The sequence below is a fragment of the Paenibacillus tuaregi genome (assembly GCF_900086655.1).
Classification (GTDB): Bacteria; Bacillota; Bacilli; order Paenibacillales; family Paenibacillaceae; genus Fontibacillus; species Fontibacillus tuaregi.
Genome location: NZ_LT575476.1, coordinates 1,177,756 through 1,197,564 on the forward strand (window position 1 = coordinate 1,177,756; position 19,809 = coordinate 1,197,564).

General features: G+C 48.7%; 15 protein-coding genes. 8 read left to right on the top strand and 7 right to left on the bottom strand.

The window, feature by feature from the left end:
• The first annotated feature begins 26 nt into the window (after positions 1–26).
• From wsfD to BN6628_RS05410, 7 genes are all read left to right on the top strand, one after another.
• Positions 27–1,523 carry a glycan biosynthesis hexose transferase WsfD gene (wsfD, locus tag BN6628_RS05380; RefSeq protein ID WP_187386111.1) on the top strand — a complete coding sequence of 499 codons (1,497 nt, stop codon included), beginning with the start codon at positions 27–29 and terminating at the stop codon, positions 1,521–1,523.
• 41 nt (positions 1,524–1,564) lie between these two features.
• Positions 1,565–3,115, top strand: a complete 1,551-nt coding sequence (locus BN6628_RS05385; protein WP_068615320.1) for a hypothetical protein — start codon at positions 1,565–1,567, stop codon at positions 3,113–3,115.
• 12 nt (positions 3,116–3,127) lie between these two features.
• On the top strand, positions 3,128–4,378 hold the full coding sequence (locus tag BN6628_RS05390) for a glycosyltransferase family 2 protein (protein ID WP_068615322.1): 1,251 nt from the start codon (positions 3,128–3,130) through the stop codon (positions 4,376–4,378).
• A gap of 16 nt (positions 4,379–4,394) precedes the next feature.
• Entirely contained in the window at positions 4,395–6,476 is a 2,082-nt protein-coding gene (locus BN6628_RS05395) for a cellulose biosynthesis cyclic di-GMP-binding regulatory protein BcsB (RefSeq protein ID WP_068615324.1), read from the top strand.
• Entirely contained in the window at positions 6,476–7,330 is an 855-nt protein-coding gene (locus tag BN6628_RS05400; protein WP_068615326.1) for a diguanylate cyclase domain-containing protein, read from the top strand. The genes BN6628_RS05395 and BN6628_RS05400 overlap by 1 nt, the downstream gene beginning before the upstream one ends.
• A 22-nt stretch (positions 7,331–7,352) precedes the next feature.
• Positions 7,353–7,775, top strand: coding sequence for a GtrA family protein (locus BN6628_RS05405; protein ID WP_068615328.1), 423 nt, complete (start codon positions 7,353–7,355; stop codon positions 7,773–7,775).
• Positions 7,776–8,089: 314 nt separating this feature from the next.
• Complete coding sequence (locus tag BN6628_RS05410; RefSeq protein ID WP_068615329.1) at positions 8,090–11,680, top strand: discoidin domain-containing protein; 3,591 nt, start codon at positions 8,090–8,092, stop codon at positions 11,678–11,680.
• A gap of 231 nt (positions 11,681–11,911) precedes the next feature.
• Here the strand turns inward: BN6628_RS05410 and BN6628_RS05415 are convergent, their stop codons facing one another.
• Positions 11,912–13,297: an MFS transporter gene (locus BN6628_RS05415; RefSeq protein ID WP_068615331.1), complete on the bottom strand. Its 1,386-nt coding sequence runs from the start codon at positions 13,295–13,297 to the stop codon at positions 11,912–11,914.
• Between the two features lie 114 nt (positions 13,298–13,411).
• On the opposite strand from BN6628_RS05415, the gene BN6628_RS05420 reads away from it, so the two are divergent.
• Entirely contained in the window at positions 13,412–14,287 is an 876-nt protein-coding gene (locus tag BN6628_RS05420) for a LysR family transcriptional regulator (protein WP_068615334.1), read from the top strand.
• A gap of 88 nt (positions 14,288–14,375) precedes the next feature.
• Here the strand turns inward: BN6628_RS05420 and BN6628_RS05425 are convergent, their stop codons facing one another.
• From BN6628_RS05425 to BN6628_RS05450, 6 genes are all read right to left on the bottom strand, one after another.
• Positions 14,376–15,185 (bottom strand): NAD(P)H-binding protein, encoded by an 810-nt coding sequence (locus BN6628_RS05425; protein ID WP_068615336.1) that lies wholly within the window; start codon positions 15,183–15,185, stop codon positions 14,376–14,378.
• A gap of 61 nt (positions 15,186–15,246) precedes the next feature.
• Positions 15,247–15,699: a MarR family winged helix-turn-helix transcriptional regulator gene (locus tag BN6628_RS05430; protein ID WP_068615338.1), complete on the bottom strand. Its 453-nt coding sequence runs from the start codon at positions 15,697–15,699 to the stop codon at positions 15,247–15,249.
• A 252-nt stretch (positions 15,700–15,951) separates the two neighbouring features.
• Entirely contained in the window at positions 15,952–16,953 is a 1,002-nt protein-coding gene (locus BN6628_RS05435) for a phosphotransferase enzyme family protein (RefSeq protein WP_068615339.1), read from the bottom strand.
• 164 nt (positions 16,954–17,117) lie between these two features.
• Positions 17,118–18,029 carry an SDR family oxidoreductase gene (locus BN6628_RS05440; RefSeq protein ID WP_068615341.1) on the bottom strand — a complete coding sequence of 304 codons (912 nt, stop codon included), beginning with the start codon at positions 18,027–18,029 and terminating at the stop codon, positions 17,118–17,120.
• A 272-nt stretch (positions 18,030–18,301) separates the two neighbouring features.
• Positions 18,302–18,751 carry a GNAT family N-acetyltransferase gene (locus BN6628_RS05445; protein WP_068615342.1) on the bottom strand — a complete coding sequence of 150 codons (450 nt, stop codon included), beginning with the start codon at positions 18,749–18,751 and terminating at the stop codon, positions 18,302–18,304.
• A 421-nt stretch (positions 18,752–19,172) separates the two neighbouring features.
• Positions 19,173–19,640 (bottom strand): GNAT family N-acetyltransferase, encoded by a 468-nt coding sequence (locus tag BN6628_RS05450; protein WP_068615344.1) that lies wholly within the window; start codon positions 19,638–19,640, stop codon positions 19,173–19,175.
• Positions 19,641–19,809 lie beyond the last annotated feature (169 nt).

Below are 19,809 nucleotides of genomic sequence, written 5' to 3' on the forward strand. Positions count from 1 at the left end.
AGAGAACGAAGGTAGGTGTGTGAATTTTGCCAAAAGCCCAGTGGTTGAAAGGGTTCGGGTCCAGGGTGGCCCTTCTCAGCCGTTATGTTTCGCCTTCTTTATTGGCAGCGTCATTGGTGCTGATCATTACGGTTTTTGCCTTGTTCGTGCCGCCCTATATTGGGATGGCTGACAATGGGGATTATTTTCGCGTCTTGTACAGCAACGGACTGTATTTTAATAACCCTGAGTATGACAGTTTATACTTGGGCTATTTTAACAAGGCATTTGGGATATTCCAGTATTACAACGAAAACGGAGCTACCTTGACCTCCTCCCAATCCCTGCTTATTCGTTTGTCGGTATGGGTGAATCAATGGTTCGACAAGCAGGTGTTTGACATCCGGGTGCAAGGGGCTCTGTTGGTGCTTTTATATACAGTTGGCGTTTATCTATTCGTTGAGGCGTTAACCTGGAAAGTAAAACCGAAGTATGGGTACTGGGTGGCTGTGCTGGCTGTGTTTCTGTTTGCGGATACGGCCTATACGGCATATTTCAACTCGTTCTTCAGCGAGAGTATGGTTTGGATCATGCTGATCTATTTGTTCGCTTCGGGCCTGCTGCTGTACCGGAAACGATATCCTGACTATATGATGATGATTGTGTTCTTTATAAGCGGTCTGTTATTAACAACGAGCAAACAGCAAAATGCCCCCGTCGGTATCATTGTTGCAGTGATCGGTATCATCTTTATCTTCGTGCGCAAGCAGCGGATTTACAGAACCTTTGTAGCCTCATCGCTGGTGCTTCTAATGCTTACCGGGATTGCCACCTATGTGCTGATTCCGAAGGAATTCGTCAATATCAACAAATACCATGCTATGACCCGCGGTGTGCTTATGCAGTCTGAAGACCCTGAGGAGACCTTGAAGTCCTTCGGGATCGACAAGCAGTACGCCATTCTTAATGGAAGCATTTATTATGAGCCTTACACGACAGTGGATGTGAACTCCCAGATTCTTGAGAATAACTTCTATAACCACTACGGCTTCGCATCTATCCTTGCTTATTACGTAAGCCATCCGGATCAGGCGGGGAAAATGATGGACTTGGCAGCTAAAAATGCGTTTACGATCCGGCCATCCGCAATGGGGAACTATGAGAAGTCGGTGGGTAAGCCCTTTGGGGCGCAGTCCATGTTTTTCTCCGGATATAGTGAGCTGAAAAAAGCGCTTGCCCCTAAGACATTTGGCTTCATCATCATCTGGATGCTGGTTGTAGCGGGATTGTACACCGCGCAATTTGCTGCCGCGGTCAAGGCCAAGCACGTGCGCGGCATGGTACGGCTGCCGTTGATTCTTATGCTGATGTTGATGGGGCTCTCCGGAATCCTCGTTTCGATTATCGGGGCAGGGGATGCGGATTTGTCGAAACATGAATTTTTGTTTACAGCGGCTTTTGATTTGGTTACGTTCACCGCAGTAGCGGATGCGATATGCCGGAATTTGTGGCATGACCAGCTTGCTGAATATGAGTCAGCATGAGGGCACAGATGATACAGGGTAGAAGGGAGGGGCGACATTTAATGAGACGAAACCACCGCTGGGGTGTTGTGCTGGTGGTGCTTCTGCTGCTGGTAACCAGTGCGGTTCTTCCTGCTCAGGTGCGGGCGGCGGCCCCATCCTCTTTTTCCTCGGTTCTTGTTGTGTATGACAGTCTTGGAATGGGTATGAAACAGGAAGGAAATGTGGAGGCCTTAAAGCGGCTGCTTGCAGCATTTCACGTACAAGTTACAGCGGAATCGCTAGATTCATATACCGCAGGATCGCTAAGCCAATATTCCAAGCTCATCGAGGTGCGCAACCGCTCTGATTTCTTAGATGACAACAATGATTTCCTCAAGGACAAGCAGTCTTATACCGGGGACTTCCTCTATATTGGCGAGAAGCCGGGAGAGAAGCTGGTCCAGTCCTTGGGGCTTCAGCTTCAATCCGAACAGAAGGTAGCGGATCTTCAGATTGGGACCTTTGCCCAGAGATCCATCAGCGTCCCCTACTTGTATGACTCGAAGCAGCCCGGTGTGAAGAAGTATGGCGAGCTGAAAGTACAAGCCGCAGATCTAAGTTACCCTTATGGAATACGGAAGGGGGCTAACGCTTATGTTCCTTTTATGGAAAAGGATACTTTAAGCGAGCTTGCCCTGTCCTACGTGCTGAAGGATTGGCTTCAGGAGAATCAGGAAGGCCATTATTTTCTTGTTTTTAAAGAGATTTACCCCTTTTCAGATCTAGGCTTGCTGGAGAAAATGTCGGATGAGCTGTTTGAAGCAGGGATCCCGTTCATGGTTAGCGTGCATCCGGTTTACAGCAATACCGATTATCCGGCCATGAAACGATATATCAATACGTTGAAGTACATCCAGTCCCGTAATGGAACGATTCTTGTAGAAGCTCCGGTTGTCGCCTCCACCATCCAGGATCTGGATCGAAGCTTATATCAACAGACAGAGCATTTTATTGATGCGCTGGCACAAGAGGGCGTCGTTCCGCTGGGAATGGGAGCCCAGATGTATTGGTCTTATGATGAGCATTACGTGTCGGAGGGAATGGCGTTTTTTGACTCTGTGATCCTGTTCCCGGATACGCGGCAGATCTACAAAGCGAAACGGAATCGTTCAACTGCCTTCGCGTCCTCACTGTACAGTCTGGACTCAGCGTTCTTTCAGCGTTATCTTACGGATGACCGCCATATCGCTTCGCTGCCGATGGACACTGCGGTAACTTTTGATTTTGTGCAGAAGGAATCGGAGCTGGAAGGTCTGATTGAGGGGCTGAAGAAGAGCTGGATCGCTTTTGAAGACTACAAAAGTGAAGCCCATCATGTGAAAACCAAAATCAACGAGCTAGGCTCAGACCGGGGCTCCCTGGTGCTGAATGGGGTCAGCTTGGGCATTCAGGCCAGCCATGTGGAGACCAGTTCTAAGTATGTATACAAGCAGCAGGGCAAGAAGAGTTTTGAGACCTGGTTTACGGTTCAGAACCAAATTTTTATTGTAATTATATTCATCACCTTGTTTGTATTCGGCGGCTTCCTTATTATTGGTTATCGCATGTATAAACGGAAATTTTACAAGTAAGGAGGCAGTTTAATGACTGCTGCAGACATCTTGATGCTGATTGCTGTCGTGAGTATTTGGTCACTGCTTCTTGTGAATGTGGTGCTGATTATCGCCGGCTATCTCTACTATATGGAGAATGAGAACCGGGAGGTGCCGCCGCTTCCCGAGGAGGTACCGTTTGTCACGCTGATGGTTCCTGCACATAACGAGGGCAAGGTGATCACGCAAACGGTCGAGGCCTTACTTGCACTAGATTATCCGCATGACCGCTATGAGATCATCGTCATTAACGATAATTCGAGCGATAACAGCAGTGAGCTGCTTGCCAAGCTGCAGGCCAAGCATCCAACTCGGCAGTTGGTCGTGATCAATACAGATAACATTACCGGTGGAAAAGGGAAGTCGAACGCGCTGAATATCGGCTTTCAACGGAGCAAAGGCGAGTTTATCGCTATCTACGATGCTGATAATACCCCGGAGAAGACGGCCCTGCGGTATCTGGTCGCCGAGCTGAGCCATGATCCAACCCTTGGCGCGGTAATTGGCAAGTTCCGTACACGCAACCGTTTTGCAAGCCTGTTAACCCGGTTTATCAACATTGAGACCTTATCCTTCCAGTGGATGGCTCAGGCCGGCCGTTGGAAGCTGTTCAAGCTCTGCACCATTCCAGGCACGAACTTTATTATGCGCCGGGAGATTATCGAGGAGATTGGCGGGTGGGATGTTAAGGCGATTGCAGAGGATACGGAAATCAGCTTCCGCATCTACATGATGGGTTACCGGATCAAATTCCAGCCCAAGTCTGTGACCTGGGAGCAGGAACCTCAAACGCTGAAGGTATGGTTTAAGCAGCGGACGAGATGGGCCAAGGGGAATATTTATGTCATTGTCAAAAATGTGCCGTTGTTATTCAACCGGTCAGCCAAACGAATACATTTCGACCTTCTTTATTTCCTATCTATCTATTTCCTGCTGCTGACCTCGCTGATTGTGTCCGATGCGCTGCTGATTCTATACGCGCTTGGGCTGGTGCATACGACCATTGCCGGGCTGAGCTCATTTCTATGGCTGCTGGCTATTATTCTATTTGTGAGCGGGACCTTTATTACGCTGATTACGGAAAAGGGAGAGATGAGACTCTCGAATCTGTGGATCATTATGCTGATGTATATCTCGTATTGTCAGCTGTGGATGGTTGTTGTTGCCTACGGCATGTATAACTATATCAAAGATTTGCTGTTTAAAAGAGAAGTCAAATGGTATAAAACCGAACGTTATTAAGACAAGGGGGAGAAATGTGAATACCAAATCAACGGTCTCCGGTATTCTTTGCTTGATTCTATTCTTTATTACCTGTGGTCAGGTATTTGCGCTGCCTGATTCAAGCGGCAGGTTAACCTACGAGGCACCGATTACTACCTCAAATGTCTCCTTATCTGGAGTCACCGCCTCCAGCTCCATGTATATCCGGCTGGAGGATTACTGGAATGTCAACTCGCTGACGCTGCACTTGGATTATCAGGCCACCCAGTTGGCAGCCAAGGAGCATTCAAGTGTAACCCTCAAGATGAACGGTACAGGGTTCTACTCCTTCCGTCCTGTAGTGGACAAAAAGCAGATGAACCTGACAGTACCTGTACCCAAAGAGTTACTCGTCCAAGGCAACAATACACTGTCCATCAACGGGTATATTGTGACCGATCTCCCTGATGGTGTTTGTGTCCCTACAGAGAAACGGGACAGCTGGCTTGAGCTGTATAAGACCTCATATGCGGAGATTAATTATGCTAAACAAGCTATAGGAAACAGCATTCATAGCTTTTATCAGCAGTTTGTGGGGACGGATACGTTAAAAGGCAAGATGAGCGCGCTCGCAGTTCCAAACCGCAGCGACTCTTCCGAGCTTGAGGCGGCAGTCTATGCTCTCTCAGGCTTGGCCAAGGGGAACCGGTCAGAAGATGCCACGATTCCGATGCTGACTCTGGAGGATGCAGATCTGGCCGAGCGGAGTCAACTTGTTATCGTCTCCCTGTTTAAGAACCTGCCTGACAAGTGGAAGACAGCACTCGGACAACCGGATGTGCATGATAAGGCGCTCATCCGCATGGTAAATGCAGGTTCACAGTCTGCGCTTATTGTGACCTCGGATGATCCGCTTATGCTCAAGAAGGCAGGGCGTTTTGTTGGCAACGTGTCACTGGTAAGCCAGGTGGATGGTCCTGAGAAGTGGATCGATCAGAATACGAATGTCGAGACCCCGGCCATTAATGTGAGCCGTGATGTCACGCTTACAGAGACCGGAGATAAGCTGACCGGCATGATGCATCAGGAGAAGAGCTACTTCGTCTCTCTTCCGGCCAACCGGTCTATTGCGGAATCAAGCAAAATCAGTCTGAATTTCCGGTATTCAGACAACCTGGATTTTGACCGTTCCCTTGTCACCATCCTGATTAACGATACGCCTATCGGCAGCAAGAAGCTTACAAAGGAATTATCCAATCAGGACGAGCTTACGCTGACCATTCCGAAGAACCTGGGAAGCACGGGCAGTATAACAGTTACAGCAGCATTTGATCTGGAGCTGAAAAGTGCGGGCTGTATCGAGCTTCAGGATCAGATGCCATGGGCTTATATTACCAAGGATTCTCTGCTGCAGTTGAATACCAAGGACCGTACGGACATGTTGTTCAACAGCTATCCGAATCCGTTCCTCCGCGATGCAAGCTTTAACCAAATTGCTGTGCTTGTTCCGGACAAGATGGATTCCTACGATTACCTTACGGTTGGAAGCCTGTTCCACCTGCTTGGCAAGTACGCGGAAGCCAATACTGGCCAGGTGACGTTCTACAAGAATCAGGAACTTCCCGCAGACTCGAAGATGCAGCATTACAATCTTATCTCTGTCGGCTCATTCAAGGATAATCCTTGGCTGCAAAAGCATAACAATAAACTGTTCTTTCAATACAGCCAGGATGGGGAAAGATTTGTATCCAATGAGAAGATGAGCATTGAGGAGAACTATGGCAAGCGGATTGGGACGCTGCAGCTGATGGAATCGCCTTATAATCAAGGCTACGGCTGGCTTGCAGTGACTGGGCCAAGCTCCAAGACCAGCTTCCTGGCATCGAATCTGCTGTCGAGCGATAGTATGAAGTGGAAAGTATATGGGGATGGCGTGGTGACGGATGTAGATGGAAACACGAAAGCCTTCCGCTTCAAGAAAGAAGTCCAGCAGGAAGGAAGCGGCTTGGTGGAGCAGATTACCGAACGCGGAGACGTGCTCGCTTTTATTGTGGCACTGGCACTTACCTTCATTCTGGTTGTCGTTTCACTGATATTCCTGATTCGCAAGTACAGGAAGAAAGCAGGTGAAGAGTGATGAAACGCTATCAGAGCAGTTTAATGTCTGATGCGGCATTTTTGCTGCTGTTTGTCCTCTGTTTTGTCCATATCCTGTTTACGGCAGGCGATCCGAATCACTATCTGATCAATATGATTCTGCTTAATGTCTCATTTCTGATTGCGATTATCACTTATTTCACCGGGCTTACCGCAGGTCTGATTCTGAACATTGTTTTTATTTTCGGATATGGAACGTATACGATTTATCAAACCGTTATCGTAGGGCAGCCTCTGCAGGCCTATAATTACTACTGGCTGGTTATGACACCTCTATTAACGGCGATCATTGCTCTGCTGACCTTCTCGAACCGGCGTCTGCAGCAAGATGCGGACCAGCTTCAGAAGAGGAATGCTACGCTTGCAACATTGGATGAACGTACGAATTTGAAGAACAGCCGCTCCTTTCAAAGTGATGCTACCATCTTCATGGCGCTTTCCAACCGGTACAAAATTCCGTTAACCCTGCTTGTCATGACGGTTAAACACTGGGATGAGCTGAGCCGGATGATCAGTGAGGCCCAGATGACGGAGATGATTTACGACATTTCGAGAATGAGTGAGACCAGCATTCGTCTCAACGATTCTTTGTATATGCTGAATGCGGAACGGCCTACCTGGGGACTGCTGCTGTTCACCGATCAAGACAGTGCCAAGATCGTGGTGGATCGTCTGAAAGAAAAAGTGGAATCATTCAACACGGTTGAATTCTCAAACAAGTATAAACTGGACATGAAGCTTACAATCGGAGCTGCCCAGTATACGCCTGACGAGGTTCCGACACCACTTGACTTCATTGCCAAGGCACGCCAGAAGATGGAATATGATGTATAGAGGATAGAAGGTGAGGGTCCTTATGAAGTCTTATGCGGCTCGAGAGTCTCTGCGTGCCATTGTGGTCTTTGGCCTTGTAGGTCTTGTGAATACAGGTGTAGACGTTGCAGTATTCACTTTGTTAACCTGGTGTCATCTTCCTTGGCTGGTGGCGCAGGTAGTGGCTTACGGGTGCGGGGTGATGAACAGCTTCCTGATGAACCGTAAGTGGACATTTAAACAGCAGAAGACGTCCTCGAAGGAGCTCATTCGCTTTATTATTCTGAATCTGCTGACTTTGGGGATCACCTCAGTCTGTATGCTGCTTGTACACGAGCAGATCGGAGCTCCGCTGTGGATTAGCAAGGGAGTATCAACCCTGGTAGGGTTGGTGTTTAACTTTGCGGGAAGCCGCTGGTGGGTGTTCCAGGCGAAGCCTTCCCGTGAAGAGGCCGCGTCTTTATAGGCGCCTATTCATATAAGCGAGCTCATAACTAAAGGCAGTTCTTTTGCAATTATGCAGAAGAGCTGCCTTTTTGTAATGTGCCGTAAGTCCATAGACACGCACACGAAAATCTTAAAAATACTCCTATATTTGTAAATGGTTCCTGATTATGATCAAGTTGCGGCTCACATTGTACCTGCACAGAAAAGGAGGGAATTGCAGGGTTTTTTGACACCGCTTACATGCTTGTACTAGAGGGCCCAAGCGGGTGTTTATAGCTGTGCCAGATCTACGGTTTCGAGGAAACATTTATTCTGAAGGGAGAAATGTAAAACGTGAAAAGCCAAAGACGTGTCACCGCCTGGATTTGTATCGTGACAATGATCGCAGGAATGCTCCTCTCACCTATCGGATTCCCTAATCCTGTTGCCCGTGCCGACGGCAAGCCGAATCTTGCGGCGGGCAAAGCGGCAGCCGAATCCGGCCATGCCGACGTATACACTTCTTCCAATGTAACGGACGGCAACCCGGATACGTATTGGGAAAGCACCAACAATGCCTTCCCACAATGGGTTCAGGTCGACCTTGGCACTGCGGCTCAAATCAGCCAAGTCGTGCTGAAGCTGCCGTCCGGATGGGAGAGCCGGTCGCAGACCTTATCCGTACAGGGAAGCACGAACGGAACAAGCTTCTCGAATCTTAAGACTTCTTCCAGCTACACGTTTGATCCGGGCGCCAAGAATACGGTATCCATCGACTTTGCCCCAGCCAGCGCACGCTACGTGCGGGTCCATGTGACCGCCAACACAGGTTGGCCTGCCGCACAGGTTTCTGAGCTGGAAGTCTATGGTTCATCCGGCACTGCTGATAATCAGCCTCCGACAGCCCCGGCAAACCTGAGCTTTACGCAGCCTAATCCGGGTACAATCCATCTGACTTGGAATGCGGCAGCTGATAATGTCGGCGTTACCGGATATGACATCTACGCGAACAACCGGCTTCGCGGGAGTGTGAACGGTTCAACCCTTCAGTTCACCGACCAGCAGCCTTCGAGCGAAACGGTAACCTACTATGTCATCGCGAAGGACGCTGCGGGCAACGCTTCCCCGCCAAGCAATTCCGTAACGCGGACCGGTTCAGGCAGCGATAATGGAACGAATCTGGCTGTTGGCAAGCCAATTACGGCCTCATCATCGACATTCACTTTTGTGGCAGCTAACGCCAATGATAACGATACGAACACGTATTGGGAAGGCAATGGTCAGCCGAGCACGCTCACGGTGGATCTCGGAGCCAATGCTGATGTCAGCTCCGTCATTATCAAGCTGAATCCTTCCAGTGAATGGGCCACCCGTACACAGACAATTCAAGTACTCGGGCATGAGCAAAATTCATCAGTCTTTAAGAATCTGGTCTCTGCCGCTTCTTATACGTTCAACCCGGCTTCCAAAAATACGGTGACCATTCCCGTGAACGCAGCAGCGAGCAGTGTGCAGCTCCGGTTTACAACGAACTCCGGAGCTCCTGGCGGTCAAGTTGCCGAGTTCCAAGTTATCGGCAAGCCTGCGCCTAACCCGGACCTGACGGTAACTGGCATCTCTTGGTCTCCGTCTTCCCCAGACGAGACCCATCCGGTTACGCTTAACGCCACTGTCCGGAATATCGGCTCTGTGGCTTCACCTGCAACGGAGGTGAACTTCTACCTTGGAGGCACCCTCGCCGGGACAGCTTCTGTAGGCGCCATCGCTGCAGGAGCATCGTCGAATGTCTCCACGAGCATTAACCCTAAGAATGCCGGCTCTTACAGCGTGACGGCGAAGGTGGATGAGGATAATACGGTCGCGGAGATGGACGACACCAATAACAGCTATACTCATCCTTCACCGCTGGTTATTGGCCAGGTCCAAAGCTCTGACTTGATTGGAACGGCTGCATGGACACCAAACAATCCAAGCGCCGGGAATACGGTCACCTTTACGGTGAATCTCAAGAATCAGGGAACCATGGCTTCTGCGAGCGGCGCCCACGGCATTACGGTTGAGCTGAAGAATGCAGGAGGAGCCACTGTTCAGACGTTTAAAGGCTCCTACAACGGAGCTCTGGCGGCGGGAGCATCGGCCAATGTCAACGTAGGCACATGGACGGCGGTTAACGGCAGTTATACAGTAACGACAACGGTTGAAGTTGATGCGAACGAAGTGGCTGCCAAGCAAGCCAATAATGTCAGCACATCCAGCTTGTATTCCGGGCGGGGGGCCAACATGCCGTTTACGATCTTAGAAGCCGAGGCATCGGGCAACGGCACCAATGGAACGAAGCTGGCCCCGAATTTTACACCAGGCGATTTCGCTGGTGAAGCTTCCGGCCGTTCGGCCGTGTATCTGGATGCCGCCGGAGAATATGTGGAGTTCACGCTGACCTCATCTGCCAACGCGTTCGTTCTCCGTAATGCTGTTGCCGAGAATACCTCCGGAACAATAAGCATTTATGCGGACGGCGTGGATAAAGGGAACTTTAACGTAACCTCTAAGTACTCTTATGTATATGCAACACCTTCCACGCTTGGACGGCTGGGCTATGATAATTCGGGGTCCAAAGCCTACTGGCTCTATGAGGATTCTCAGCTTATGCTGGATCAAGTCTACCCTAAGGGAACTAAAATCCGAATTCAAAAAGATGCCGGGGACGTTCCTTGGATTTATGTGGATATGATCGAGACGGAGAACGTTGCACCAGCCGCTTCGAACCCCGACCCAAGCAAATATGTTCAGGTATCGGCTTCAAAATCCATCGAGCAGGCCCTGACCGAATTCCGGCAGGATCCGGCCAAGAAAGGGATCTTCATTCCGGCGGGCCAATGGACCATCCCGTCCAAGATATACCTGTACGGCCGGGCCACTGAGATCATCGGTGCAGGTCCATGGCACACCAAGCTTGTCGCACCGCAAGACCAGACGAATACCGATGTCGGCTTTAATATTGGCTCTGACGCGAACGGCACCACCATCAAGAACTTGTCCGCATGGGGCAACTACGTATACCGGCAGGACGGACCCGGCAAATTCATTGATGGGAATGGGATGAAGAATGTCACGATCGAGAACGTCTGGGCCGAGCATTTTATCTGCCTGTATTGGGGAGTGAACTCTTCGTACAATACGTTCAAGAACAACCGGATCAAAAACATGTTCGCGGATGGAATCAATATGACTAACGGTTCATCCTACAACATCATTGACAACAACTATGCCCGTGGAACGGGTGACGACTCTTTCGCATTGTTCAGCGCGATTGACGCGGGCGGCTCCTACAACGTGGGCAACAAATATACCAACCTTACTGCCACCAACGTGAGAAGGGCAGCTGCCTTTGCTGTCTACGGCGGCAAAGACAACCTGTTCCAGAATTTGTATGGCGCGGATACGCTGACTTATCCGGGCGTAACCATTAGCAGCTTAAGCTTCGGTTATAACACACTCGGCTTCGGCGATCAGGATACCGTCATCGACGGGGTCACTCTGGATCGTACGGGTGGGGATTTCTGGACCAGTAACGGGGCCGACGACAAGATCAACGATTATCAGAATTTTGGAGCCATCTGGTTCCACGGCGGAGACAGGGACTTTAAGAATATTCTGGTGAAGAACGTGGATATCAATAATCCGGTGTACTATGGATTGATGTTCCAATCCAAATATCCGGAGAAGCTCCCGATGCAGAATGTCCGCCTTGAGAACATCACCATCAACAACCCTACCCGATACGGCATCAAGCTTGTTGTCAAAGCGGAAGATGGGCAAGGGCCAGCCGTCGGAGCAGCGAGCTTTACCAATGTCAAGGTGAACAACCCTGGTGTCACAGCCATTTACGGCGAAAAGCAGTCTCCGGGCTTCACCATCACTAGAGTGTCAGGGAACAACTGGTAAGCTGAGCAATGTCAGTGGAGAGCATCTTAAAAATGTGAGAATGGCGGCGCGGGGATTTTACTCCTCGCGTCGCTATTTTTAGATACAGATACATTTCAACAGGTTATTTGTAGAAGTTGAACTATTGATTTACAAGTAAGGCAGCCGTGTGAAATGTCCTTTAGGACCGCTGTTGCTCCCGGACTTTTTGAATAAATTTATTATATAAAATGAACTTAGAGTAAAGAAAACCTAAGATTCTTGCGGTTGTCCCGATTCCTGACGCCGGAGATTCATGAAGACCAGAGTCAAAGCTATGATCGTGAGGATCACACCAAGCAGCCGAAACCCACTGAAGCTGAAAGTTCCTCCCATAATAATACCTGTCAGCAATGAGGACAGGATCGTCCCCAGATATCTTGATGTGTTAAACAATCCGGAGGCCACACCTGTTATTTCTTTTGGCGAACTCTTAAACAAGGCTGCCTGCATCCCAACCGCGTTCAGCCCGTTGCTAAAACCGAAGGCGACTAATGCCAGGCATACACTGATGACCGGTGAGGTTTGATTTAACATCACGAGCCACACGGAACCGAGCGTCATAAGAATGGCGGATACCAAGAGTGCGGGCCGGGGTCCTGATTTATCCACCCATCGTCCAGCTATCGGGGAAGCCACGATCGAGCTCAGTCCTAAGGCCAGCATAAGAATGCCTGTATGGAACTCGCTGATATGGCGTACCATTTGCAAATAGGAAGGTATCCCGAAAAAGAGAGCATAAAAAAGCAAATTAACGAGCACGTACTGAATATTGACCCAAGTCATGGCCGGATATTTGGCAAATGTACGTAAAGGAACAAATGGAGATGCCGTTCGCAGCTCGTGTCTTATGAAAGCCCCAAGGGCCAAAAGGCCAACCAACACGGCGGTAATATTCCATAATGAGATATGTCCGGACGATTTGGCTGACAGCAGGCCAACGAGCAGGGTAACAAGTCCTACTGCGAAGAGCAAAATACCTGACGCATCAATCAGACCTAACCATTTGCGAAGTGAAATGCCGCGTGTAGCGGATACTGCGGGTTCATCCTTGGGAATCATCTTCCATGCTAACAGGAAGCTTGCGATCACAAACGGAATGTTGACAATAAAGATGGCATGCCAATCCCACCACTGAATCAAAATCCCTCCGGCAAATGGCCCAATGGCTGCCGCCCCGGAGAGGAAGATGGACAGAACAGCCAGGGCGGTTGCTTGTTTCTCTGTAATATGAATTCGTACAATGGCCATGCCAACGGCAATCATCATACTTGTTCCGATCGATTGCACAATGCGGAACACGATAAGCCATCCGAAGTTTGGTGATAATGGAGCGAGGAAAGAGGAAGCGAAGGATATCACCAGTCCTGCAAGGAATATTTTCCTCCGGCCAAATAAATCACTGGCCTTCCCCATAACAGGTTGAGCGATAGCACTCGCGATGTAGAAAGAAAAAATAATCCATGAAATCGCGGTAAAATCAAGCTGAAACACGTGTTGCAGCCTTGGAATAGCAACAGAAACCATGGAAGAGTTTAATGGGTTCAAGAGTATTCCGAGTCCAACGGCAATCATCAACCACCAGCTGCGAGCATTCATTTATGAGTTCCCCCCGAAGTGTTTTAAAGATATCGTACTTGAAACCAATCATTTACTCCAACGCATTTCATGTTATGATTTTATTGACTAGAAGTAATGATTGGAGGGTGGGGAATGGAGCTTCTTCAGCTGCAATATTTTGTGACGGTTGCCCGATTGGAGCATATGACTGAAGCTGCACAGAGTTTGCACGTTACGCAGTCGTCGCTGAGCAAAACCATTCAGCGTCTGGAGGAGGACCTGGGAGCAACTCTATTCGATCGGACAGGAAGGGGACTCCGCTTGAATGAGTTCGGAAGCAGGTTTCTTCGCCGTGCCGAGAGAGCTCTGTTTGAACTCGAGCAAGGGAGGCAGGAGATTAGGGATTTGTCCAGCCAGGAGCCTAGCGCACTCGAATTGGCGGTAACCACGGCAAGCATGCTGCCTGGCATTCTTCGAGAGTTCCGGAAGAAGATGCCTAATATCCATTTCCATGTGCAAATGCTTACCACGCACGAAATGGTTACACTTCTCCATCAGGGTGAGGTCGATTTCTGCTTGTCCTCACCTCCGATACAGGGGGAGGACATTGAATGCCAGGTTATGTTCGTTGATCCCATCCTCGTAGCGGTTCCACACGGACATTGGCTTGCTGACCGAGACAGCGTATCCTTAACGGAGCTAAAGGATGAATGGTTTGTTGGAGTAAGGAAGGGTTATGGAACTCGGGATTTGGTCGATTCTGTGTGTCAGTCAGTTGGATTTGTACCCAGGTATGTCTACGAGGGAGATGAACCTGCCAGGCTTAGCTCTCTTGTGGAGGCTGGAATCGGCATTGCCTTTATGCCTGGTACAGCAAGGAACTCGCGGGAGCAGATTCACTATCTCCAAGTAGAAGATCAGGAGTTGGTACGGGAGATCGCCCTATTGTGGAACAAAGGCCGGTATATTTCGCGGGCTGCCTTGGAATTTCGTGAGTTAGTTAGCGAATATTTTAAATTATTATCCTAAACGAGATCCAGTCGATTCTGCTTCTTGCTCTCTCGCGGTTTCCTATTCTTGAATGATTCCAAAATATATAGATCTTAGAAGCTCACGTCTATCCGAATATGTCTCTCACTTCGTCTGTAACAGTGCGAAACGGCTTCCCGACCAGCTTGGCCAAGTCATTGGATACGGATTGCATATCGGAATACGGCAGCATCTGGTAGATGTTATTTTGATAAACGTTGTCCGTACAGTGAACCACTTGTCTGCCTGTAACTTCAGTGATAGACCTTGCCAGGTCCTTCAGATTCCAAGTCCGTGTTGGGGTCAGCTCATAGGTCTGATACTCATGCCCTTCCTCGGTAAGCACGGTTGCGGCGGCTTGGGCCAAGTCCCAACGGGAGGCGGTATTAAAGGTCCAATTCCCCGGAGGACTGAGCAAGATCCCACTCGTGGCTGCTTCCCGGATACCCAGGAAATTCACAATGTCTGTATAATAAGCATTTCGCAGAATGGTATAGGGAATCTTTGATTCCTGTATGGCCTGCTCCGTATCCAGATGAAGCTGGTGGACAGGCAGGCGTCCCTTTTCCGGGGAAAAAATACTGGTATAGACAATATGATTGATCCCAGCTTGACGGGCAGCTTCAACAACGGAGAGATGCTGTCTTAGACGAACGGTATCGTCCATACAAGGGGAGGATATCATCATCAGCTTGTCAGCACCGCGGAATGAGGGTTCGAGCGATTCTGTTATATCGTAGTCGCCGTACCGTACGTCCAGATTCGGATCTCTATATCCATTCGTTGAATGAGGCTGGCGGACGCTAAGGATCAGGTCCTGTGCGCGGCATCGAAGGAGTAATTGCTTCAGAATCAGGCATCCCAAATTGCCAGTTGAGCCGGTTAGTGCGATTTTCATAGGATCAATCCTTTCGCGTTATAAATGGTTAAACATTTAACTATATAGGCACAGGAAGAAGTTACTCCTTCCTTAGCTGCAACTTGCCCAGAAGCGACAGCAGCAGCTGTAACTCGTTCGCATCCAAGCTCTCCATCCGCTTTGTAATGGCGGCCCGATTTCCTGGCAGTACATCCAGAAGCAGCTTCTCTCCATCCTTGGAAAGCAGAATTTTGCGCTTGCGGCCATCATCCGGAACACTGATGCTTCGAATATAGCCCTTCTGTTCCAGCGGCCCAAGCAGCACGCTAATATTGGCCTTTGTTACCCCAATCCGGGCTGCCAGATCGGAAGGGAGGATAGAACCGCCAGCCTTGGCGATCTCGACCAGAATGCGGATTCGCGCTCCGTTGATTCCCTGCGAGGACCAATATTTCTCCGATATGCTGACAAGCTCAGCCGTGGTGTCCACCATGGCAAAAAAAGCTTCCACCTCTAGCGGCTGCTGAGACACATAACGCTGAAGATTACGCATCTTCCAACCTCCGGGTATGTAGTTTAATGTTTAACTAATTAGATTGTATTCTTGTTTCTTTGTTCTTGTCAACGAATACAAACGCCTAGTTCCTATTATGGGATTGGTCCTATGAGTGGGTTCAAACCAAACGCAGTTCCGGCAAAGAAGACCAGGTGCAGCAAGACAGCACTCCGTATGGGGGAAAGGGCTAGAACAGGCTGCAGCACTACTGCTTGCAGCTTGTTGACAGCCTGTTTGAAGCCCAGACCTTTAGATCTTCAATGTATTAAATAAAAATGGTGCTCCCTGTAAGTAACTTTTTATTATAGCTTGTGCGTAGGGCTGTTCTTCCATAAGTCCCTGTGTTTCTCTTGGATCAGGAGCGTGATGGCAATAATTTTCGATCATTACCATTACGGTAAAGGTCTCCAACACGGGAAGCCATTCATCTCCAAGCTCTCTAATGCTTTGGTAGCCTTTAATTACTAGCTCCCTTTGAGCGGGATACAGCCCCAAGATGGTTTGGGCTATATCATATAGGAAATATCCAAACCCACATCTTCCAAAATCGATAGGGCGAGGCTCCCCTTTATAAAAAACAATGTTTCCTTGGTGCAGATCACCATGAATTAACCCGTAACTTTCTTTATCCTCACGAAGTTCTTTAATCTTGGAGAGTACCTTCTCCGCCGCTGACTGGTACAAGGAAAACTCTGCGTCTGTCAAGAATCCATCATAATATTGCGCCAAACGCTCTATTGACTGTCTAAAGCTTTGCTCACCCCATACAGGGCGTGTGAAATTAGAGGGGGCCTCAAATTGCTGTGACACTTGATGGAGGTTTGCCAAGAGAATTCCTTCCTTATAAACTTGGTCTTCAGATAATTCCCCACTTTCATGCTCGCCCTCGACCCAGCGCATTAATGTAGCGTAAACGTGAGAACCATTCTCTTGGTCAACGGTTACGGTTCTTGACCCATAGCGGTCTAACACTCCCTTAGGGAGGGTAAGCTTACTCTTCTCATTTAATGCATCCAGCCAAACGATTTCGGAATTTATCTCTTCGTTATTCATTCCTGAATGAATGCGTAGTAGAAAATTCCCATCGTTACTTGTCTGAATTATAAATGTACAAGTATCTGAAAGTTGATTAAACCGGATTTGTTCCCAATCCAAGTCGTAGTTTTGCAGCGCCTTCAAAACGGCATTCTTTGACCGAATCATGGCTTTCTTTATATCCTCTTCAGAATCAACTTTAAATATCTCTCCCATGACTGTCCCTCCTATTATTGGTACACTTTTTCAATATAATGGTACCTTGAATTTCAGATGAACAGAAAGGAATTAATATTTATAGTCAAATTTGAAAGTGGAAAGGCAGTGGAGGGAACGGATAACAGAAGGGGAGGCGCATCCAGCCATTCAATCTATAGATGTTACCTGTAGCCGGTAACATTTGCGGGTAGGCCTGCATCCTGCACTTCTACTATATATCGCCAACAATCTGGTTGTGAGCCGTCAATATCATAGAAGTTGTACTCTTGTGCAAGCTGACCGCTTGAAACAGAGTGTCCGTTCCACCTTGCAGCTTCCGGATCTGCAGCTAATGCGGCAACCGCACGTCCTACAAACCGGGGCGATTCCGATATCGCAAAATGAGGCTCCTTCACAATCGCATCGCGCCAGTTCTCCTCCTTAACACCAAAGTGATCGAGCATGATTTCAGAACGCATCCAGCCTGGAGTCACCGCTACAGCTGTGCAATCATAAGGGGAAAGCTCATGGGCAAGAGATTTAGCCATATCGATTACGGAGTTTTTTGCCAGATTGTAGAACAGCGATAAACGGTAGTTCTTATCATTATATTCTGCCGTGCCGTCCGTTACCTCAATGACCAATCCGTTCTTGTTCCGGATTAACAAGGGGAGAGCATAGTGGCTTGTAATGATATGCGTGTCAACCGCAAGCCTAAGCTGACGAAATCCCCGTTCAAGGGAATGTTCCCACACAGGCACATTCCACTCGGTCAAATGTTCACCGCCCCACACATCGTTCACCAGGATGTCCAATCGTCCATGTTCATTTTCAATGCGGGCAATCAAAGCCTGAACCTGATCAGGATCCAGATGATCCACTTGAACGGCTATACCATGACCACCCGCATTCGTTACAAGCTCGGCAGTTTCTTCGATAGTTTCAGGACGGTTATATTCAGAACGCCTTGTTCGTGTCGTGCGCCCTGTTACGTATACCGTAGCCCCAGCCGCACCTAGTTCAATAGCTATTCCTCTGCCAGCCCCGCGTGTTGCGCCAGCAACCAAAGCCACTTTTCCATTTAGAGGTTTCATGATCTGTCACTCCTTTTTTTAGGATTACTCTCCAAATATAGACCATCAAATATGTCATCTTTTGTCTTATTAATAAAAACTGTGAAGGTATCTTTACAAGTAAGTTGTCCGTATTCGCTCCAAGAGCTTGCAGCTTCTTAAGTGGTCCCGTCTGCAAGCTGCGGACCTGAACGAGAACGCCAAAGAGGCTGCACCAGCCTGCCCACCGGCAATCTGTCACAGCCCTTCAAATCCGCATTAGTTGCGGCCTAACGTCAGATATTTGCTTAACTTTATATTGATCTGTATTCAAGGTGAAGCAGGGGAAACGGTTTGCCCGAACCGTCTAATTCCGAGCGCCCAATCTGTACAAAACCAAACCGTCTGTAGAACGCGCATGCCCCATCGTTTTGCTCATTAACATCAACTTCGAGAGTGTCTCCTTTTAATTTTTGGGCATACGTTATTAATCGGCTGCCTATCCCCATTCCGTGGTATTCCGGATCTACGAACAGCATTTCAATCTTGGTTCCCACGAGCCCAATAAACCCAGTCGGTTCTTTATTTTCATTTCTGCTTACCCAGATCTCAACTTCTCTTAATGCCCCGTTTTGAACTATACCACGATAAAAATGGATGTCCGTTTCCGTCAAAAATGTATGGGTAAGACACACGGCCCGATACCAAATATCAACTAATGTATCGTGATCACTGTCCTGGTATGGCGTTATTTCGTTTGACAAGATAATTCCTCCAATCGCTCGAATTTTCAGTGATACAAGCAATAATATACCAATTGGAAGAGAACAAGAGTGAAGATTTCTCCGGTGGAGAAGGATTGGTCCTTGGGATCACCTACATGCGATCCGCCAAAATCAATTACGCCAGTAATTTTCGGAAGATGATGATCGATCAATATATTTCCGCGCCGAAGTCTCCATGCACAAATACTGGTTATATTGTAAGTTTATTGTGTTATTCAAAAAATCTCGAAATGTTTCCTTACGCGTACTTGGCTCTCATAGCTCATATAGAATATCTTGTGCATAGTTCTCCAGCATAAACAGCCCCCACATGAATGGTATTCCAAACTGCGACAAATCAGGATACCATCTAAGTATTTTTGATATCTGATTTGACCTAGTTCTATAGCTCTAATGATTTTTAAGGTCGGAGGCGCGTGACATCGAGGTGCATTCGCGGCGCCGGCCCACCCTCTGTGTTGACGACGCCACTGGTGACGAAGCCAACGGATTCGTAAAATCCGATCGCGTCCGGGTTGGCGGTCACCTCTACACGCACACCGCGCTGCGTAATGTCTTCGACCAAGTTACTCGCGATGCCTTGGCGCATCCAGTCAGGATCAGTAAACAGATCCTCGAGTTCGAGGAAGTCGTCGACAGGACGTGCCGATGCAAAGCCGACGACACGCCCGTCAACAACAGCGACACGCACGAACGGCAGCATCGCGTGATCCCATACGAGCCACTCTGGATGAGTAGTGATGAGGTTGCGGTTGCTCTCGACGGTCAGTGACGCACGGCGAAAGATGTCGCAAAGCGCGCCAACGTCGTCAACGTCTGCGCTTCTAATGACGAGGTTAGACGCATATATAGGTTTTTTTTCACTCATCGCCAATTCTCCCCCCTGAACCTATGCGTTCCTACTGCCGATGCTGTCTCTTGTTTCCAAGATGTTGACCGAAAACACTGAAAAGAGCGCAACGTCTGCCCACCGGGCAATCTGTTGCAGCCCCCAAAGCCAAATTGCTAAAAACCATCCACACAATGATTGCTTGACT